This is a genomic window from Desertivirga xinjiangensis, assembly GCF_024436435.1.
In the GTDB taxonomy this organism is placed as follows: Bacteria; Bacteroidota; Bacteroidia; order Sphingobacteriales; family Sphingobacteriaceae; genus Desertivirga; species Desertivirga xinjiangensis.
On sequence record NZ_JAFMZP010000003.1, the window covers coordinates 416,852 to 437,072 of the forward strand.

19 protein-coding genes are annotated in these 20,221 nt (G+C 41.4%); 10 read left to right on the forward strand and 9 right to left on the reverse strand.

Annotated features, from left to right (window positions below; all coding sequences use genetic code 11):
* Window positions 1-21 precede the first annotated feature (21 nt).
* The 6 genes from efp to J3P37_RS09990 form a co-directional block, all read right to left on the reverse strand.
* On the reverse strand, window positions 22-582 hold the full coding sequence (gene efp, locus J3P37_RS09965; protein WP_256010962.1) for an elongation factor P: 561 nt from the start codon (window positions 580-582) through the stop codon (window positions 22-24).
* 42 nt (window positions 583-624) lie between these two features.
* Window positions 625-1,260 carry an ABC transporter ATP-binding protein gene (locus tag J3P37_RS09970; RefSeq protein ID WP_369414065.1) on the reverse strand — a complete coding sequence of 212 codons (636 nt, stop codon included), beginning with the start codon at window positions 1,258-1,260 and terminating at the stop codon, window positions 625-627.
* 1 nt (window position 1,261) lies between these two features.
* Entirely contained in the window at window positions 1,262-2,044 is a 783-nt protein-coding gene (lpxA, locus tag J3P37_RS09975) for an acyl-ACP--UDP-N-acetylglucosamine O-acyltransferase (protein ID WP_256010963.1), read from the reverse strand.
* Between the two features lie 5 nt (window positions 2,045-2,049).
* Complete coding sequence (locus J3P37_RS09980) at window positions 2,050-3,453, reverse strand: bifunctional UDP-3-O-[3-hydroxymyristoyl] N-acetylglucosamine deacetylase/3-hydroxyacyl-ACP dehydratase (protein WP_256010964.1); 1,404 nt, start codon at window positions 3,451-3,453, stop codon at window positions 2,050-2,052.
* 24 nt (window positions 3,454-3,477) lie between these two features.
* Complete coding sequence (gene lpxD / locus J3P37_RS09985; RefSeq protein WP_256010965.1) at window positions 3,478-4,509, reverse strand: UDP-3-O-(3-hydroxymyristoyl)glucosamine N-acyltransferase; 1,032 nt, start codon at window positions 4,507-4,509, stop codon at window positions 3,478-3,480.
* 86 nt (window positions 4,510-4,595) lie between these two features.
* Window positions 4,596-5,819, reverse strand: coding sequence for an HD domain-containing protein (locus tag J3P37_RS09990; RefSeq protein ID WP_256010966.1), 1,224 nt, complete (start codon window positions 5,817-5,819; stop codon window positions 4,596-4,598).
* 95 nt (window positions 5,820-5,914) lie between these two features.
* Between J3P37_RS09990 and porX the strand changes: the two genes are divergently transcribed.
* From porX to J3P37_RS10010, 4 genes are all read left to right on the forward strand, one after another.
* Window positions 5,915-7,468, forward strand: a complete 1,554-nt coding sequence (gene porX / locus J3P37_RS09995) for a T9SS response regulator signal transducer PorX (protein ID WP_256010967.1) — start codon at window positions 5,915-5,917, stop codon at window positions 7,466-7,468.
* Between the two features lie 20 nt (window positions 7,469-7,488).
* Entirely contained in the window at window positions 7,489-7,905 is a 417-nt protein-coding gene (tsaE, locus tag J3P37_RS10000; protein WP_256010968.1) for a tRNA (adenosine(37)-N6)-threonylcarbamoyltransferase complex ATPase subunit type 1 TsaE, read from the forward strand.
* A 64-nt stretch (window positions 7,906-7,969) separates the two neighbouring features.
* The gene (locus J3P37_RS10005; protein WP_256011280.1) at window positions 7,970-9,181 is read left to right on the forward strand and encodes an alanine dehydrogenase; all 1,212 of its coding nucleotides are present in this window, start codon (window positions 7,970-7,972) and stop codon (window positions 9,179-9,181) included.
* A 103-nt stretch (window positions 9,182-9,284) separates the two neighbouring features.
* A complete protein-coding gene (locus J3P37_RS10010) occupies window positions 9,285-10,247 on the forward strand; it encodes a YihY/virulence factor BrkB family protein (protein WP_256010969.1) in 963 nt (320 codons plus the stop codon).
* A 44-nt stretch (window positions 10,248-10,291) separates the two neighbouring features.
* Here J3P37_RS10010 and J3P37_RS10015 read toward each other — a convergent pair whose 3' ends face one another.
* On the reverse strand, window positions 10,292-11,035 hold the full coding sequence (locus J3P37_RS10015; protein WP_256010970.1) for a DUF4197 domain-containing protein: 744 nt from the start codon (window positions 11,033-11,035) through the stop codon (window positions 10,292-10,294).
* 97 nt (window positions 11,036-11,132) lie between these two features.
* Window positions 11,133-12,989 carry a YfbK domain-containing protein gene (locus tag J3P37_RS10020; RefSeq protein ID WP_256010971.1) on the reverse strand — a complete coding sequence of 619 codons (1,857 nt, stop codon included), beginning with the start codon at window positions 12,987-12,989 and terminating at the stop codon, window positions 11,133-11,135.
* A gap of 161 nt (window positions 12,990-13,150) precedes the next feature.
* Between J3P37_RS10020 and J3P37_RS10025 the strand changes: the two genes are divergently transcribed.
* From J3P37_RS10025 to J3P37_RS10035, 3 genes are read left to right on the forward strand one after another with little or no spacing between them, the layout of a single operon-like run.
* A complete protein-coding gene (locus tag J3P37_RS10025; protein WP_256010972.1) occupies window positions 13,151-13,696 on the forward strand; it encodes an RNA polymerase sigma factor in 546 nt (181 codons plus the stop codon).
* Window positions 13,644-14,672, forward strand: a complete 1,029-nt coding sequence (locus J3P37_RS10030) for an energy transducer TonB (protein ID WP_256010973.1) — start codon at window positions 13,644-13,646, stop codon at window positions 14,670-14,672. The genes J3P37_RS10025 and J3P37_RS10030 overlap by 53 nt, the downstream gene beginning before the upstream one ends.
* A gap of 52 nt (window positions 14,673-14,724) precedes the next feature.
* The gene (locus J3P37_RS10035; RefSeq protein ID WP_256010974.1) at window positions 14,725-16,587 is read left to right on the forward strand and encodes a M1 family metallopeptidase; all 1,863 of its coding nucleotides are present in this window, start codon (window positions 14,725-14,727) and stop codon (window positions 16,585-16,587) included.
* Window positions 16,588-16,620: 33 nt separating this feature from the next.
* Here the strand turns inward: J3P37_RS10035 and J3P37_RS10040 are convergent, their stop codons facing one another.
* Complete coding sequence (locus J3P37_RS10040) at window positions 16,621-17,217, reverse strand: porin family protein (RefSeq protein WP_256010975.1); 597 nt, start codon at window positions 17,215-17,217, stop codon at window positions 16,621-16,623.
* 136 nt (window positions 17,218-17,353) lie between these two features.
* Here J3P37_RS10040 and J3P37_RS10045 point away from each other — a divergent pair, with 136 nt between their 5' ends.
* From J3P37_RS10045 to J3P37_RS10055, 3 genes are all read left to right on the forward strand, one after another.
* On the forward strand, window positions 17,354-17,569 hold the full coding sequence (locus J3P37_RS10045) for a CsbD family protein (protein ID WP_256010976.1): 216 nt from the start codon (window positions 17,354-17,356) through the stop codon (window positions 17,567-17,569).
* A 137-nt stretch (window positions 17,570-17,706) separates the two neighbouring features.
* Window positions 17,707-19,425 carry a S41 family peptidase gene (locus J3P37_RS10050; RefSeq protein WP_256010977.1) on the forward strand — a complete coding sequence of 573 codons (1,719 nt, stop codon included), beginning with the start codon at window positions 17,707-17,709 and terminating at the stop codon, window positions 19,423-19,425.
* 182 nt (window positions 19,426-19,607) lie between these two features.
* Complete coding sequence (locus J3P37_RS10055; protein ID WP_256010978.1) at window positions 19,608-19,892, forward strand: hypothetical protein; 285 nt, start codon at window positions 19,608-19,610, stop codon at window positions 19,890-19,892.
* Window positions 19,893-20,221 lie beyond the last annotated feature (329 nt).

Genomic DNA, 20,221 nt, shown 5'->3' on the forward strand with positions numbered 1-20,221 from the left:
CTAATTAGTTTTTAGAAGGGCCTATTTTACCCGTTCAATATAATCGCCTGTACGTGTATCAACGCGTACCTTTTCACCCTGATTTATAAACAAAGGCACTCTGATTTCAACACCCGTTTCGACAGTAGCATATTTGGTTGCGTTAGTTGAGGTGTCACCTTTAACCGCCGGTTCAGTGTAAGTGATTTCAAGTTCAACACTTGTTGGCGCCTGAGCCATGATAGGTTCGTCACTTTCAAAAGCTATAATTACATTCATTCCTTCTTTAAGGAATTTTGCAGCATCTCCGAATAACTGTTTTGGGATATTAAACTGTTCAAAAGAAGTATTGTCCATAACCACAAAAAATTCACCGTCAGGGTACAGGTATTGATAATCGTTTGTTTCTACTCTGCAGATCTCTACCTCTTCATCCGTGCGGAAACGGTATTCTACCAATTTTCCTGACTTAACATTTCTCATTCTTGCCTGATAAAATGCACGAAGGTTACCTGGTGTACGGTGGATAAATTCTTCAACCGCTACCAATTCGCCATTAAAACGTAGAATGTTACCGTTTTTAATATCTGAAGCCTTAGCCATAAAATTTTTAGGTTTAAAGGTGCAAAGATATAATTAAAATAATTATTTGAAATCGGTAATATTGAGCCGGGATGAGCAGAAGTCGTATTCATGCTCCTGGTTAGAACACACGATAACGATTCTATCAGCCGTGAAATCTTTGATGAAACTTTTATACCAGGAAATCCCCTGGTTGTCAAGGTTGGCAGTAGGTTCATCCAAAAGCAAGACAGGCGTGTCTGAGCAAAAAGCTAGGACCAGCTTGGTTCGCTGTTTCATGCCAGAAGAGAAGTATTTTACCTGCTTGTGCCTAGATCGTTCGAATCCTAGCAGATCTATCACAGCATTTGCCGTAAGATTTCCTTTGTACTTCTTAAAACTAAAATGAAAATCTATCAGTTCTTGGAGACTGAGTTCTTCAATAAGCTCAAGATAAGGGGTTGCTATACTTAGCTCATTGAAGATGGTATCTTCGTCGAGTACCTTTTCCTTGTGGTAGGATACCTTTCCTTCGGAAGTAGTAAGATTTCCTGCAATTATTTGCAGCAAAGTGGATTTTCCGGAACCATTATGCCCTAATATCGCATACGAATTACCTGTGGAAAAGGTAAAATTAATGTTCCTGAAAATCCACTCACGATTATAACGCCGGCCGATATGCTCGAGTTGTATCTTCATACCTGCGCCGCTGCTCGTCATTTTATGCGCCGGTAAAACCCTTCATAATCCCACGGTTAGAGTTCCTGATAAAGTCCAGGATCTCATCGCGGACTTCTGTTGGCTGATGCTCAGCTTCAATGAGGTCAAGTGCGGTCGTGATATTGTATTTTTTAACAAAGAGGGTACGGTAAATATCCTGTATCTCGTTAATTTCATCTGAGGAAAAGCCTCTTCTCCTTAATCCGACAGAGTTAATGCCTACGTAAGATAAGGGCTCACGCGCCGCTTTAACATATGGGGGGACGTCTTTACGAACTAACGAACCTCCCGTCACAAAGGCATGAGAACCGATATGGCAAAACTGGTGGATAGCTACCATTCCGGCAAGCACTACATTATCGCCAACTGTAACATGTCCGGCAATAGTTGTATTATTAGAGAATATACAGTTATTACCAACAAGGCAGTCGTGTGCTACGTGGCAATAGGCCATGATAAGGCAGTTCTTACCGATAACGGTTTTCCAGCGGTCTTTTGTTCCCCTGTTAATAGTTACGCACTCCCGTATAGTGGTATTATCACCGATCTCTACGGTTGTATCTTCTCCGGCAAATTTTAAGTCCTGTGGTGCTGCTGAAATAACGGCTCCTGGAAATATCCGGCAATTTTTGCCTATACGGGCACCATCCATGATGGTGACGTTAGGACCAATCCAGGTACCCTCGCCGATTTCAACATTCTTGTGAATAGTTACAAAAGGCTCGATCACCACATTGTCTGCAATTTTTGCCTGAGGATGGATATATGCTAAGGGTTGAATCATTCTGACTAACTTTCTTTAACTTTTACAATTTGGGCCATTAATTCAGCTTCAACAACAATTCTTTCTCCAACCATTCCAATTCCTTTCATCTGAGCGATTCCCCGGCGTATCGGTGCCAGCAGGTCGCATCGGAAAATTAAGGTGTCGCCAGGTATTACTTTATCTTTGAAGCGTGCATTTTCTATTTTCAAAAACAAAGTTAACCAGTTTTCTGGGTCTGGAACAGTATTTAGTACTAAAATTCCTCCCGTTTGTGCCATCGCTTCGATCTGAAGTACACCCGGAAAAATAGGAGAACCAGGAAAATGCCCCTTAAACAAGTCTTCGTTCATAGTGACATTTTTCACGCCAACTACGTGGCTTTTAGTTAGTTCTAGTATTTTGTCAACGAGAAGGAACGGTTGCCTGTGCGGAAGGATGTTCATAATTTGAACCGTATCATACACGGGCGTAGCATTAGGGTTATAAACCTTAACCATCTTTTTGCTTCGTTCTTTCTTAATCTGAGCCTTGATCCTTTTTGCAAAAGCAACGTTTGCAGCGTGACCTGGCCTCGCCGCCATGATATGACCGCGAAGAGGCACACCTACCAATGCAAGATCCCCAATCATATCAAGGAGTTTATGACGCGCAGGTTCGTTTTGATGCCTCAGTTCAATGTTATTCAAAATACCTTCTCTTGCAACATCAATGTCTTCGCGGTTGAAAAGAACGGCCAAATGTTTAAGCTCTTCCTTACTCACGTCTTTATCAACAACCACGATGGCATTATTAAGATCGCCCCCTTTAATCAGGTTATGTTTCAACAATGCTTCAAGCTCGTGAAGAAAGCAGAACGTGCGGCTTGAGGAGATTTCTTTTTTGAAGTCGGTTATTGTGGTAATTGCTGCATGCTGACTTCCCAGTACAGGCGAATTGTAATCGATCATACAGGTAAAACGATAGTCGCTATCCAAAGGCATTGCTACCATTTCCACTTTCCTGTCGGGTTCGGTATAATGGATATTGTAGGGAATATGGTAGTATTCCCTTTCGGCATCCTGTTCCACGAACCCTACTTTTTCTAAGGCTTCAATAAACAAAATGGAACTTCCATCCATGATAGGAGTTTCTGGCCCGTCTAGTTCAATTAACACATTGTCTACTTCCAGCCCAACCAAAGAAGCAAGCACATGCTCGATCGTGCTTACGCTGGCGCCGTTTTGGGAAATGGTTGTTCCTCTGGATGTATCAGTAACGTTATCTACATCGGCATCTATTACTGGCTGCCCTGCAACATCAACCCTCTTAAATTTATAGCCATGATTCTCCGGAGCTGGTTTGAAGGTCATATTAACAGGCTCGCCTGTATGTAATCCTGAACCTGATACGGTAATTTCCGATTTTATAGTACGTTGTCTAACATTCATATCTGATGTAATCAGCTGTTTTCTTTAATTTTTTTCTTTTAGTTTCCGCTCGAGCGCCTCAATTTTGCGCTCCAGTTCAGGAAGCCTGTTAAGTACCACCTGTGCACGCATATGATTGGTATAAGAAGTAAAAGGGGCACCTGCCCACTTCTTTCCTTCCTCCTCGATAGAGCGGTTGATTCCTGACTTTGCTTGTATTTGGGTGCCTTTAGCAAGGGATATGTGACCTACAATACCTACCTGACCACCAATTACCGATTGTTCACCTACTTTTGCACTGCCCGATATGCCTGTTTGTGAAGCAATAACAGTATTTTTTCCGATCTCTACATTATGTGCCAACTGTATAAGATTGTCCAGTTTCACACCCTTTCGTATGATAGTAGAACCCATGGTAGCACGGTCTATAGAAGTATTTGATCCGATCTCCACATCGTCTTCAATAACCACATTACCTATCTGACTCACCTTGGTATAGCTTCCGTCAGCCTGAGGAGCGAATCCGAACCCGTCGCTGCCGATTACGGTACTTGAATGGATGATCACACGATTAGCAATCTGACAATCCTCATAGACTTTTACGCCTGAAAATAATGTACAGTCATTTCCCAACTTAACGTTATCTCCCAGGTAAGTCTGAGGATATATCTTACAATTATCACCGACAACCACATTGGCACCTATATAGGCAAAAGCTCCAATATATACATCCTTACCTATAGTAGCAGACGGATGGATGAATGAAGGCTGTTCAATTCCAACTTTGTTTAACCTTAGCGTGTTATATTTTTCCAGCAAAATTGAAAAAGCACTGTAGGCATCTTTAACCCTTATTAATGTGGTACTTACAGGGGCAGACGGAATGAAGCTTTCATTGATGATGACCACCGAAGCTTTGGTTTCATACAAAAATGACTCGTACTTTGGGTTGGCCAGAAATGACAAGGAACCTTCACCGGCATCTTCTATTTTCCCTAATTGATTTACTGTAACGTCAGGATTTCCATCCACACTACCATTCAGTAAATTTCCAATTTGTTGGGCAGTAAATTGCATCAGGCAAATTTATAGGTTATTAGTTTATGAACAAATTTTAAGACTCTGACTTGAAAAAGAGTTTGAGTTTGTTCGTACTTGGTTAATTATAAGTCTTTTACGTGGCAAAGGATGTGCTTTTTGACCGTTTTTGCAAGTGCTTCGAGATTAGAATTGTCAGAAGCAGCTGCAATATCCATTATTGAACCATCCTTCATCAGCAAATTTATGTTTCCATCATCCACACGATATGCATTGTTTTTTATTGTGTTTGTGAACACAAAATAAGAAGCTTCTTCTACATTTACACTATATCTCGTCATTGCTTTTTCAATCAGGGCATTAATGCGTTCTGGAGGCGGAGCTTCATTGGATATTTCCACATGATAAAGGTTCCTGCTTATTAAATTACGACATAATTGCGATAATATTTTATCATCGGCCGATGCCCATACTTTAACAGATGTGTAAATATCAAAATCATCCAGTGACGAAAAGCATTCAAGGTGCTTCGGATCGTTTTCGAAATCCTTCTTTCTGATGGTATTGTTCAGAAAATGAGCAAAGTTAGGGGTAGCAAAAAGGTCCATCCCGTTCATTGTAAGTTGTTTGGCTCTCTCAAGGATCTTTACTAAAAGTTGTTCTGCAGCAATCACAGCTTTGTGAAGGTACACTTGCCAATACATTAGTCTGCGGGCAATCAAAAACTTTTCGATTGAATAAATGCCTTTTTCCTCAATCACAATCTGTCCCTGACTAACATCGAGCATTTTAATTATGCGGTCAAAACCGATAATGCCTTCGGATACCCCGGTGAAGAAGCTGTCCCGGTTAAGGTAATCCATTCTGTCCAGATCAAGCTGTCCAGAAACCAACTGGTACAAAAAGGTTTTTTGATAACTATTGTTGAAGATCTTAAGAGCAAGGCTAAGCCGCCCCCCAAACTGTCGGTTGAGGTTGTTCATGAGGAGGCTCGAAATGTGTTCATGCGAGATCCCCTCAACGATGGTATGTTCAAGGGCATGCGAAAAAGGCCCATGACCAATGTCGTGTAGAAGAATTGCTATCGTCACGGCCTCTTCTTCTTCGTCCGTTATCTCGCGACCTTTACTTTTAAGGGTTTCTATGGCCATTCCCATTAGGTGCATTGCCCCCAGCGCATGGTGGAAACGGGTATGCAGAGCACCCGGATATACCAGATGAGTCATTCCCAATTGTTTTATATTTCGCAAACGCTGGAAATAAGGATGCTCAATAAGATCAAATATTAAATCGGAATGGATACTTATAAAACCGTAAACCGGATCGTTGATTATTTTTTTCTTGTTCAAAGTTGTAGTCCCGCTGCAAAAATTGTTAAATTTAATGATACAAAAAACAGCTTAAAGTGTTATACCTTGGCTGAATACTAAATAATAGGAAAAAAATGCAGGAAACAACAATCCTTTGGGCGGATGACGAAATAGATTTATTAAAGCCTCATATATTGTTACTCAATGATAAAGGTTATAAAGTCACCACGTTCACAAATGGAAACGATGCACTGGATGCGTTTAAAAAAGGGTATTTCGATTTAGTTTTCCTTGACGAAAACATGCCTGGACTTACCGGGTTGGAAACCCTTTCTGAAATTAAAAATATAAGCCCCGATACTCCGGTTGTCTTAATCACTAAAAACGAGGAGGAACACTTGATGGAGGATGCAATAGGTTCAAAGATCGATGATTATTTGATTAAGCCGGTTAATCCGAAACAAGTACTCCTTACAATCAAAAAGCTTACTGAGAATAAGAGACTGATAAGTGAAAAGACCTCGATGGCCTACCAGCAGGACTTCAGGAACCTGGGCATGACCCTTAACGAAAGTTTGAGTTTTAGCGAATGGGTGGATGTCTATAAGAAGCTGGTATTTTGGGAGCTTTCCTTAGAAAAGCTTGAGGATGCGGGCATGCATGAGATACTTACCCTGCAAAAGGCTGAAGCCAACACGCAATTCTCGAAGTTTATTGAGAAAAATTATTTGAATTGGGTGAAAAATCCGGACGAGGGCCCACTCATGTCAAACCAGTTGTTACGAAAACGATTATTTCCGGCTCTCGAAAGTAACAAGCCGACCTTCTTTATTTTAATCGACAATTTGCGTTACGACCAATGGAAGATAATAAATCCATTGATTACAGAACATTTCAGGATGGATGAAGAAGATACTTACTTCAGCATATTACCTACAGCCACGCAGTATGCGCGAAATTCGATCTTTTCCGGATTGATGCCTTTGGACATGGAAAAACGCTTTCCGTCGATGTGGCAGAACGACGAAGACGAAGGGGGTAAAAATCTTTTTGAAGAACAGTTCCTTGCAGACCATATCCAGCGCACATTGAGACGAGAAGTGAAGCATTCTTATACTAAAGTGCTCACCTTTGAACAAGGGAAAGATGTAGTGGAGAACTTAAACAACCTGATGGGCAATGAATTGAATGTGATCGTTTACAATTTTGTTGACATGCTATCTCATGCCCGTACGGATATGGCTATGATCAGGGAACTAGCCAATGATGAGGCTGCTTACCGGTCATTAACGCTTTCGTGGTTTGAGCACTCGCCTTTGCTTGAGGCTCTTAAAAAGTTATCACAGAAAAATGTAAAACTGATAATCACTACTGATCATGGCACTATCCGGGTAAAACATCCCAGTAAAGTCATAGGCGACCGGAACACCAACACGAATTTGCGCTATAAACAAGGCAAGAATTTGAATTTTAACGCAAAGGAGGTGTTCCATATCAAGAATCCTCACGAGGCATTGCTGCCAAAATTACACGTAAGCTCCAGTTTTATCTTTACCAAAGAAGACGGTTATTTTGTCTACCCTAATAATTACAATCAGTTTGTAAATTATTACAACGAAACGTTTCAGCATGGCGGTATTTCTTTAGAAGAGATGATAGTTCCCTATGTTACTTATAGCAGTAAATAGTTTGCTGATTATCTTTGTGTATGGAATATTGTGTCTCTTCAGTATCAGAACTTAAGGATGTTGCCCAAAAGATATTGAATTTTGCAGAAAGAGAACGGGTTTTTTTGTTTTTTGGAGAAATGGGTGCTGGCAAAACCACCTTTATTAAAGAGCTATGCAGTACCCTGGGAGTAAGTGATATTACTTCAAGCCCAACTTTTTCAATAGTTAACGAATACAATTCGCAACAAGGGCCGGTATATCATTTTGATTTTTACCGCTTGAAAAACGAATCTGAAGCGCTTGATCTTGGTTATGAAGATTACTTCTATTCAGGAAATTTCTGCTTCATTGAATGGTCAGAAAAAATCCCGAATCTGTTGCCTCCTCAATCAATTACTGTTAAAATTGAGGTAGTTAATGATGATCAAAGACTAATTATGGTTAACAAAAAATAGAAAGACTATCTATTAATATTAAAGCTATTTTGTATTTTTCATCCCAATTGAATCTTAAATAATGATGAGCCAACTTTCCAACATTGCAAAACAAGGTCTTATGCAGCCTCAGGAAGCAATGCTTGAAACGAAAACAAGGAAGAATAATCTCCATATTGGCATCCCAAAAGAAACATCTTTCCAGGAGAACCGTATTGCGTTAACGCCGCTTTCCGTTGCCTTATTAGTAAATAATGGACATCAGGTATTGATTGAATCGGGTGCTGGCAACGGGGCAAATTTTTCGGACACTGATTATAGTGAACAAGGCGCACAGATCACGTACGATAAGAAGGAAGTGTTTAAATCCGATATCGTCATCAAGATTGGACCGCCTACTGAAGACGAGATTAGTTTAATGAAACCACAGCAGGTGCTTTTTTCTACGCTTCAAATGGCGTCTCTGAAGGCTGAAAGCCTGGAAGCGATGATGAAAAAGAAAATAACTGCCTTGTCTTACGAATATCTGCGAGATGAAGGCGGGATTTTAAGTGTGATCCGGTCAATGAGCGAAATTGTTGGAGCAACTTCCATATTAATCGCAGCCGAGTATTTGAGCAATGTGTTTGCCGGAAAGGGATTAATGCTGGGGGGGATCACCGGTGTTCCTCCTACTGAAATAGTAATTCTTGGAGCAGGTACAGTAGCTGAGTATGCTGCCCGCACAGCTATATCTCTGGGTGCCGAGGTAAAGGTCTTCGACAGCTCTATTTACCGGCTTCGCCGCTTACAAAACAATATCGGGAGCCGTGTATTTACCTCTGTTATTCAGCCGATAGTATTGAATAAAGCCATCACTACCTGTGATGTGGTAATAGGAGCTATCCGCTCTACGAGCGGAAGGAGCCCTTGTATTGTATCAGAAGAAACAGTAAGCAAAATGAAACCAAACTCTGTGCTGATTGATGTTAGTATAGATCAGGGTGGTTGCTTTGAAACGTCGAAGATCACTAACCACACACACCCTGTGTTCCGCAAGTATGATGTAATTCATTACTGTGTTCCGAATATTGCCTCGAGGGTTGCCCGTACTGCCACTTACGCTCTTACTAATATCTTTACACCCATACTCATGGAGATTGGAGAAATGGGCGGTATAATGAATGTTATCTGGGAGAGGCCTGGAGTAAGGAATGCAATTTATCTATACCAGGGACACCTAACAAATAAACATCTGGCTGAACGGTTCAATATACCACCAAAGGACCTTGAACTGTTGATCATTTCAAATCGATAATCCCCTTCTCCTTAATGGATACAAGCAGCTTGCTATTAAATAGTATTTCTTAAAACACTTTTATTTATTTATGCATTTAGTTTGAATATTATGTATTCAAAATATGCGTATAAATAAAAGTGTTTTTAAAGATATATGGAAAATACTTATCGGAAGTTTTAATGGGTTTATGAATGATCGCTGCCTGAAGCTATGTGCAGCACTTTCGTATTATACCTTATTTTCCCTCGCTCCCATGCTTATCATGTTAATCTACCTGGCGGGTAAAATATACGGAGAAGAAGCATTCCAGGGAAAAGTTTTTGAACAGATGAATAGCTTTATCGGCGCAGAAGCTGCTCTTCAAATCCAGGAAATTATCCAGAACGCGGCGATAAAGGAAAATTCTGTTTGGGCGATAGTGGTTGGTGTGGTAACTCTTTTCATTGGGGCGACCGGAGTTTTTATGGAGATCCAGGATTCCTTAAACATGATCTGGCGGGTAAAGGCTAAACCACAGAAAGGCTGGCTAAAAATGATCACTAACCGTTTGTTGTCTTTCTCGATGATTGCAACTCTCGGCTTTCTTTTAATTGTTTCCCTTGTAATTAATGGTTTGATAGCTGCATTCAGTTCTAGACTTGAAGCTTATTTTGATCAAAGTCTCAATGTACTTATCTGGTTGATTAACCTCGCGATCACCTTCCTGGTAATGGCAGTACTGCTTGGGATAATTTTCAAATTCTTGCCCGACGTTAAAATCAAATGGAAATTTGTTCGTGCAGGAGCCATCTTTACGGCTGTTTTGTTTATGCTTGGGCGTTATATTATCTCCCTGTATATTGAAAAGGTTGGCCCGGGAACTACGTACGGTGCGGCGGGTTCGCTTATCGTCATACTAGTCTGGGTATACTATACTGCTGCGATATTATATTTTGGCGCGGAATTTACTCAGGTATACACCGAAAAATATTGTGGTACTATTGAGCCTGCATCTTATGCAGTTCATGTGCAGCAGATCGAAGAGGAAAAGGATGTTGCTGTTTTACCGAAGCAAAATCAAGACGAAAACCCTCCGGGATCTTAACTTAAATATGAAAGAGGTTTTTGCCTCTTTCATATGTGAAAATGCTAATTCGATTTGTTCCTGTCGGCATATCCGAACACCTTTTGCAGTAAAGAGGTGTTTCTTGCACTGAGATTCTGTCTGATCTTTAGCTCTTCCTTAGCAATTTCCTGGAACAAGCCGCTAATTGCCATTTGAGTAACATAACTGCTGAGGTCAGGATTAATGTCGGCTGTTAGAGGAATCGCATTATACCGGGTAACTACATCACCCCAATATTTCGTTGCACCAACTTTTCCCAGGCTATTCTGAATAACAGGCCTGAACTTTTCCGTAAGCTGTGCGTTAGTTACTCTTTTGAAATAGCTTGTTGCGGCATCGTTCTGTCCTCCTAGAAGAATATTTGTGGCATCCGCTATCGTCATTTGTTTAATGGCACTAATAAAGATAGGTTTAGCTTCTTTTGCTGCATCTTCAGCCGCACGGTTCAAGCTAGTGATCACGTTATCACATAGCTGGTTCAGTCCAAGGCTACGCAAGGTTTTTTCAGCTTTTTGTGCTTCAGCAGGAAAAAGAATTTTAATTGCGGCATTGCCTAAAAAACCGTTTTGACTGGATAAGCGCTCGGCGCTATAAGTTGTCCCATATTCTAAGGCCTGCTTTAGCCCGGAGGCAATTTCTGCAGAGCTTGGATTTAAACCGCCAACTCCTCCCTGCGTCATTACCTGCTGGGCTGCTACATTCAGAGTTTCGCAACTGCTGAATAAAATCAAAGTTGTTGCCGCTACTATTAGTTTTATCTGTTTCATTTGTGTGTTTACAAGTTTAGAGCACATGCGCCTCCAATGGTTTAACATCATAATACACCAAAGAAACATAGATTAAGCGGTTTCTAAAGAATTCTATTTAATTTTTTGAGGTCAATAGCTCATCTGACAATAGAGAGGAGGATTTAACCAAGTTCAGGAATTCTTTTCGATAGCCTTCTTCATCCTGGCCGACAGCGGCTTTAGCCCATTCGATTACCTCTTTGAAAGTTGCATTCTGTTTAAATTCTGAGTTCCTGAGGATCATTCCGTAAGCAGCTACCGAAGCGGCGAAGCGAAAATCATTTGAGGTACTTTTCCATGGTGTACTGGTGTCGATCACTGGCTTTTCGAAATGCTTGCTTGAATTTCCTGTCGCCGTTTTATAACGGATCTTCACAGTTAGCAATTCATCCCCTAATGCGAGTCGGGTGACTGATGGTTTTTGGTATTTCAGGACGTCTGAAAATCCTATGAATTTACTTTTTATACCGACGGGGATTATTTCATAAAGCGCTGTGACCGTATGCCCTGATCCCAGATCTCCTGCATCCTTTTCGTCGTTGTTAAAATCTTCGTTATTCAGCAGGCGGTTTTCATAACCTATCAGACGAAAAGCCTGCACCTTTCCAGGGTTAAATTCTACCTGAAGTTTGACATCTTTTGCAACGGTATGCAATGTCCCTCCAAACTGGCTTACAAGTACTTTGCGGGCTTCCGCAATATTATCCACATAGGCGTAATTGCCGTTACCCTTGTCCGCGAGAATTTCCATTTTGCTGTCTTTATAGTTCCCCATGCCAAAACCCAGTACAGTAAGAAAGATACCGCTTTCCCGTTTTTCCTCGATCATTCGCTGCATCTCGGAATCACTTGAGGTGCCAATGTTAAAATCTCCATCGGTGGCTAAGATCACGCGGTTGTTTCCTGCCTTTAGAAAGTTCTCCGCTGCAATAGCATAAGCCAGCTTTATGCCTGCACCACCTGCCGTAGAACCTCCCGCTTCAAGCTGATCTAATGCGTTTTTAATTGTTTGCTTCCTATTGCCGGATGTTGGAGGTAACACCAAACCGGCGGCACCTGCATAGACCACTATGGATACCTTGTCGTCCTCTCGCAACTGGTTTACAAGGAGTTTAAGGGAAGACTTAAGCAATGGAAGCTTGTTTGGCTGGTTCATAGATCCCGAAACGTCGATCAGGAACACCAGATTTGATGGAGGTATACTTCTTGTATCCATTTTTCTGCCCTGGAGCCCTATTTTTACAAGACGGTGGCTATTATTCCAAGGGGCTTCAGAGATTTCCGTGTCCATCGAAAGCGGTATATCCTTCTTCGGTTCTGGATAGGTATAGTTAAAATAGTTCAGCATCTCTTCAATCCGAACAGCATCTACTGGAGGTAGCTGACCGCTATTTACAAATCGCCTTACAGTGCTATAGGAGGCTACATCTACATCAATACTAAATGTCGATAGGGGATTCCGGCTGACATTTTTGAATCCATTTTCAGTAATGCTATTATAGGATTCTGTATTGAAATCTGGTACAGGCGGGTGGATGTAGTGGCGCCTGGATTTGACCATAGCTACGCCAGCAAGTTTTCCTGATAAAAGCTGAGTAGTCTGCACTTCCTTGTCTTCGAAAGCCCTGATCTTGACACTTAATTTAACATTAACTATTGTTTCAGTGCCAACAGTCACTTCTTTCTGCTGGTAACCGGGGTAGGAGAATACCAGCGTTCTGTTGGCTTTGTCAAGAGTGACCTTGTAGAGACCCTGGCTATCAGAAGATGTTACTTTCGAAGAATTCTTAACCCGAATATCCACAGCACTTAGCGGCTGATTATTAGAGTTGTCAGTAATAATGCCACGGATTGTTTGTGCCATCGCTGGCGTTTGAGCCGGCACAAAAAAGATCATTAGCAGAGCTTGAATAATATGGAAAGTCGTTCTCATGTTTTATATCGTTGATCTTACTGAGGATGCCGGGCGAACTGAGTTTCCACAAATTATTTTTTAAAAATATTGTGGTTTATGATAAAAATCTGCATCATTATGAAATATCAATAACACAAGCAGGCTTGAAATTTATCCGGCATAGAAATACGCGTGCATCGATGACTGAAGCAGAAATGCTCTCTGAATATCGCCGTACCGGAGATTTGGAATTGCTAGGAAGATTGTTCGAAGCTTACATGCCTCTGCTCTACGGTGTCTGCTTGAAATATTTTAAGGAAGAAGATGAGAGTAAAGATGCTGTGATGCAGATATTTGAACAATTAATATCCAAGCTCAAAGTTCATGAGGTGAGCAACTTCAAAAGCTGGTTATATACTCTGGCAAGGAACCATTGTTTAATGGCTTTAAGAGTAAGCGGAAAACATGAGTTTGTAAATATCGAAGATTATGGTGTGGAAAAACCGCTGTTTCAGCATCCTGACTCTGATGGTGAAACTGAAGACCGGTTAAAAAGCTTGGAGCGCTGCATGAAAAAATTGCCGGAGGAACAGCGTTTGGCTGTAGATTTGTTTTATCTGCAAAAGAAGTGTTATAAGGAAGTGACTGATCTGACCGGATTTGATATCAACAAGGTTAAGAGCTACATCCAGAATGGCAAACGTAACCTCAGGATTTGTATGGAGAGAAGTGGTGGAAGCGAATAAAATAACATATAAGGAGATAGAGCAGTATCTGAAAGGAACACTGGATGCGAGTGCTATGCATGAGCTGGAACGTCGTGCACTGGATGATCCATTTCTTGCAGATGCCCTCGAGGGTTATTCCCATACAGATCATGATGATGCTCATTTGAGTATTCTGCAAAAGCAGCTTTACGAGCGGATCGCTATTCAACAGGAGAAAAAGAATATTTTCAATTTTACCTGGCAGCGGCTCAGCATTGCTGCGGTTGCAAGTTTGATGTTTATCAGCGCAAGTATTCTTTTTTGGATGAAGGGCAGCCAGCAGGAACCGGGGCTTGCATTGAAGGAGAAAAACGTAGATGTTGTTTTGCCTGACAGCGATACCAGGCAGGAGCTGACCTCAAAAGAAAGGGAGGAGCTGAGCAAACCTGGGACACAGATCACAACTGCGAGACCGGTATTTCGACAAACTCCTGCCAAAACACCCAAGGCGGGCCCTCTTGAGAACGAACCGGTCCTGGCAAGTTTGAAAAAGGAAGAGCGGTCGGTCACGCTGAATGAGGTGATCGTGGTTGATAACAACGTGCAAGCCGATTCGAAGCCCAATGTGTCAGCTGCAGCCAGTGACACAATGGTTGTTCCTCAGGTGATCGCTGGCAGAACGTCTGGAGTCGTCATACGTGGCAGGAGCAATTTACCAAACGAATCAAAACAAGCAAATCCGTCGTTTGTACAGGCTGATTCTGAGCCTGTGATCGGCTGGAGGAAATACCAACGCTATCTAAGGAATAATCGCAGTAATCCAGAAGCACTCATTCAGGACACCAATATCATCATATCTTTCACAGTGAATAGGGATGGACGACCTGAAAATTTCAAGGTGGTTAAAGGCTTGAGCGATGCTTTCAACAACGAAGCTATAAGGCTTGTCAAGGAAGGTCCAAACTGGAAGCCTGGTTTGTCTGAGACCCAGTTAAGCGTTGAATTTAAAAAATAGTTCGTTTTCCCGCACATTATGCTGGTTCTGCGGTTTTACATAAAACAAGCTTATGAAGAAACTTTTTCTATTTTTTTGCATCGTTTTTTTTGCCTGCCAGCCTAAAAAAAAGGATATCACAAACGTCGAAATAGGCGAAAGAACTGACCCCCATTCTTTTTCAGAACCAGATAAAGCAATTGTCAAACACCTTGATCTCGAACTTCGTGTAGATTTCAGTTCTCATACAATTTCAGGGAAAGCGACGTGGGATATTCAAAATGTATCAGAAGCCGATTCCATTGTGTTTGATACTCATCAGCTAAAAATAGATAAGGTTACTCTTAACGGCTTGGCCGAAGCTGCAGGATACACATTGGGGCGGGAAAATAAGATTTTGGGTAAAGCGCTTACGATAAAAATAACGCCTGATACGAAAAAAGTAAGTATTTGGTATAAAACGGCGGCGGATGCTGCCGCTCTGCAGTGGCTAACCGCCAGCCAGACAGCTGGAAAGAAACATCCTTATTTGTTTACTCAATCGCAGGCTATTCTTGCTCGTACCTGGGTACCCTGCCAGGACAGTCCCGGGATAAGATTCACTTATAGAGCACATGTCTCTGTGCCAAAGGAGCTAATGGCAGTGATGAGTGCGGTCAATCCACAAATGAGATCGAAGGACGGGACTTACACGTTTGAACAAAAAAAACCGATCCCGTCTTATTTAATGTCCCTCGCCGTTGGTGACATCGATTTTAAGGAAATTGATGCCAGAACAGGAATTTACGCAGAGCCCAGCGTGCTACAAAAGGCCGCCTGGGAGTTTGCCGATATGGGTAAAATGGTGGCTGCCGCGGAGAAGATCTACGGGCCTTATCAGTGGGGAAGGTACGACGTATTGGTGCTTCCCCCGAGTTTTCCATTTGGTGGAATGGAAAATCCAATGCTGACTTTTGCAACGCCTACAGTTCTCGCGGGCGACAGATCACTGGTGAATTTGATTGCGCATGAACTGGCACACAGTTGGAGCGGCAACCTTGTTACCAATGCCACATGGAATGACTTCTGGTTAAATGAAGGCTTTACTACTTATTTCGAAAGAAGAATTATAGAGGAAGTTTATGGTAGGGAAGAAGCGGAGATGCAGGAAGTGATTGGCTTTAACCTGCTAAAAGCAACGGTTGCCGAACTGGGAGATAAGAATGATGATACTAAATTGAAAGGAAGCTTTGAAAACCGTAATCCGGACGATGGTGTTACAGACATTGCTTATGAGAAGGGTTATTCTTTTTTGCGGCTGATGGAAGAGGCTGCAGGCCGGAATGTGTTTGATGCCTTTGTAAGCGAATATTTCAAAGGCCACCAGTTTAAATCTATAGGCACAGAAGACTTTGTGTTATATCTGCAAAAGAATCTTATAGCCAGAGACGTAAAGATTAGCGACAAAGTGCTGGTCTCCAAATGGATTTACGAACCGGGCATTCCGTCGAATGTAATCATTCCGTCATCGGTGAAATTCAGGGCCATAGATTCTATAATAAAGTCCTGGGATGGAAGCGTTAAAGCTGGCAGGTTGGCTACAAAGATCAAAAGTACTAACGAAAGGCTATACCTTATCAGCGCTTTGCCCGACAGTTTGTCGACACACGATCTTAGCCTTTTGGATAAAGACCTGGGTTTTACCCGTTCCGAAAATACTGAAATACAATGTGCATGGTATACACTGGCCTTAAGATCAAATTACGAAAAAGCCTATCCGGAAATAGAAAAGTACCTGATTAATGTGGGACGGAGGAAACTGGTGCTGCCTTTGTATAAAGAGATGGTAAAGACCGAAAAAGGAAAAAAATGGGCCAGGGAAGTTTACTTAAGGGCCCGGCCAAATTATCACTCTGTAACTTTTAATACGATAGACGAGTTATTGGATGATAGATAAAGTTTACCAGGAGATTCCCTCCCGGTAAACATATTAGAATAATTTATAGCCAAGGCTTAAATGCCATAAGTTCTGTTTTTGGTCGTACTTGCCACTTTTCTCAATATTGCTAAGTCCTTTTTCATAACGAAGATCTACACTGATATTACCTACATCAACACCTGCGCCTAATTGAGCGCCAATAGTCTGGTTTTTATAGTCGTTAACATTGGTCCCCATATTGTAATTCTCCTCAAAATCATTTTTAAGAATGAACGACACGATAGGACCTGCCATGAATCGAATGTTGAGTTTATCCATCCCTATTTTATTACCGAGCAAGACGGGGATATCAAGCGTGGTGAAATTTACCTTGCCACTTCCAGATACTGTTGTTCCATCCGCATCTATGTTACCAAATTTCCCCCCTTTACTTCCGAGGTATACCTCAGGTTGTACGTAAAATCCTGCGCCTCCTACTCTGGCCCAGGCTCCAACCTGGTATCCCAGGCGGTTTTCGGTGCTTGCCCAATCTGCCTGAAGGGTTGCAAGATTTACTCCGGCTTTCAAGCCTAGATCAAAAGACGGAAGCTGCGCCCGCACAGCAAAGGCTGTTAATAGAATTACAGTGGTAGTTATTAGCTTTTTCATCTTAAATGGTTTTGTGTTTGTTGAATTTTTTGGGTGAGTTTTTGAGAATAACATTTTAAGTTTAAAAATGTTGTAGACAGCGGGTTCAGGTTTTAAATAAGACGTATTAATTTTTACATTTGTCACAAAGAAAACCATGACAGAAATTACTATCAGCAATCAGAATTGGGAGAAGCTTAAGCTTAAAGTTAAACGTAAATACCGCGAACTTACTGACGATGACTTGGCCTATTCTCCCGGCGAGGAGGAGAAGCTTATTCAAAATTTGATGTCGCGGCTCCGTCGCAATAGAGAATATGTGGTTTTTACATTGAAGAAAGGTCTTGTTAATATTGACAATAATCTTTTATAAGATTCTGTATTCAGGCGTTATTTTTTCATAACTTTTTACTTTTTTTTCCGTACAGACGTTATTGTATGACGGCTTGATCTTGTCATAAACCAGACATCTTACATTATAATACGCATCTGCGTAAACGTGAAATCAATATGAGAAGACAGAGTACTACCTTTAAGAGATTTCTTTTGGCAGCTTGCCTTGCTGCGGTCCTTGGTACATCCGCGTTCCGCGAAGATCTGTTCCTGTACTCTAAAAACATCGACATTTTCGCCTCTCTATACAAAGAACTGAATCTAAATTATGTAGATGAAGTAAACCCCTCAAAACTTATGAAAACCGGTGTGGATGCAATGCTTGATAGCCTTGATCCATATACCGAGTACGTTCAGGAGTCAGATATTGAGGATTATAAAATGAAGTACGTAAGTACTCAATATGGTGGAATTGGAACCAGTGTTCACACCCGGAAAGGGAAGTTTATAGTAGCCGACATTTTCGAGGGATTTCCCGCACAGAAGGCAGATATCCGTGCCGGCGACGAACTAATAGAGATCAATGGGATATCCCTTAAAGGGAAGCTTTACGATCAGGTGAGCGCGATGCTAAAAGGACCAAAAAACACCGTATTAAAACTTAAGCTAAGCCGGCCGGGCGAAAGTGGTCCTATAGAAAAGTCTTTAATACGCGAAGAAATTACGCAGAACAATGTGAGTTACTCCGGAATGCTGAGCAATAATATTGCTTACATAAAGTTGGATAAGTTTCTTGAGAATTCTAGCCTCGAGGTAAAGGACGCGCTTTTAACTTTGCAAAAAAGTAACCCCGATGGTCTTATACTTGACTTGCGGTATAACGGAGGGGGCATATTGCAGGAAGCTGTCAAAATTGTTAATCTCTTCATAGAGCCGAATGTAACTGTGGTTACTCAACGAGGACGTAATAAGGCGAAAACTGTAAGTTATAAAACCTTCGACGGGCCAATCGCCGCAAGATTGCCACTGGTGGTGCTCGTTAACGGGCGTTCAGCATCGGCCGCAGAAATTGTTGCAGGGTCATTACAGGACTTAGACAGGGCGGTAATTGTAGGACAGCGGAGCTTTGGTAAAGGCCTTGTACAGCAAACATTTAATTTACCTTATAATAGCTTGGTAAAAGTAACAGTAGCGAAGTATTATACTCCCTCAGGCAGATGCATCCAGGCCCTCGACTATGCCCACAGGTTAGAAAACGGTGGCGTTGAAAAGGTCGCTGATTCATTGATTACAGAATATAAGACGAAATCAGGACGGTCAGTTTTCGATGGTAGCGGTATTTATCCTGATGTATATGTTGCTCCGGTTAAATATAGTCCTATTACTCAGACTCTTCTTTCGAGGAACCTGATTTTCGATTACGCAACACAATACAGAAAGCAAAATCCCTCCATTTCGAGTGCGCGAAGCTATAAGCTTACAGACTCAGAATATGATCAATTCTCAAGCTATTTATCCGACAAGGATTATAATTACAGTACCAAAACAGAGAAACTCATTAACGAGTTGAAAGCTGAAGCACAGAATGAAAATAAGCTGTTGGAAGTAAGAGCAGAATATGAGGCATTAAGAAGTAAAATAACACATAGCAAGAAGAATGACCTCATTCAGTTTAAAGAGGAAATCCGGAGAGCTCTTGAAAATGAGATAGCGGGTAGATATTTTTACCAAACTGGCAGGATAGAACACAATTTCCAATACGATGACGATCTTCGCTCTGCCTCAAACATTCTGCGAAGCAAGAGCACATTCGCTTCCATCCTTCAAGGCAGCGGAGCTTACAAGTCTATAGGCAGGCCAGGACACACAGTTTCGGCAAATATTGGAAACAAATAGGCTTAACTTCTGTTATGATGTAAGTTTCAGGTTTCAATCCCGGTGTAATGCTGCAGATAGTGTAAAAACTTCACAATTTCTGTTTGCTTTTCTACGCTTTGATTTACATATTGCCGAATAAGTTTGGCGCCTTTCGATAATTAACTAAATTAGATCACTATTTAATTAATTATCAAATATTTATGAAAACCCGATTCGCAATTGGTCCTGACACTTCCACACATTTCACCCTGTTTAATAAATCATTTACCGTAGCGTATAAACATACTGATGATACTATTTTACATGGATATGTTAGCCAGATATCTAAGGATGAATATGAGGTGTTCATTCGCGAAAAGGAAGTCATCATTCAATGCAAAAGGGACTCCCACGGTATCCTAAGCTGCAAGCTCAATAGTAAAGGAAACGTCGCCTGGGTGGACGGCATATGCGGAGCGGTTGCCAAAACACTTATGGAACAGTAAAATGACGTTTTGATGATGTGCTAATTTCTTATTTATAATATTTTTGTGGCTTCACAATTGTGATAAGGTTTAGGTTAGCCCTGCTGGTGAGGATCGGCAGGGCATTTTTTTTACATTTTGATACTTTTAATATTTTATTGAAACCCAAGCTTTATCAAACCGTATACCCAGTCTCCTGATAAGGGAAAGCAATTTTTGTATAGAGTTTGATACTAAGTTCTGTTAAAAGTTGTTAAAAATGGACAGTAATCGCTTTCAAAGGTGATATATTTTTCTATTTTTGCAATGCTCGGACCGAAAGCCGGTTAAGAGGGCGTTTATATTAAGGT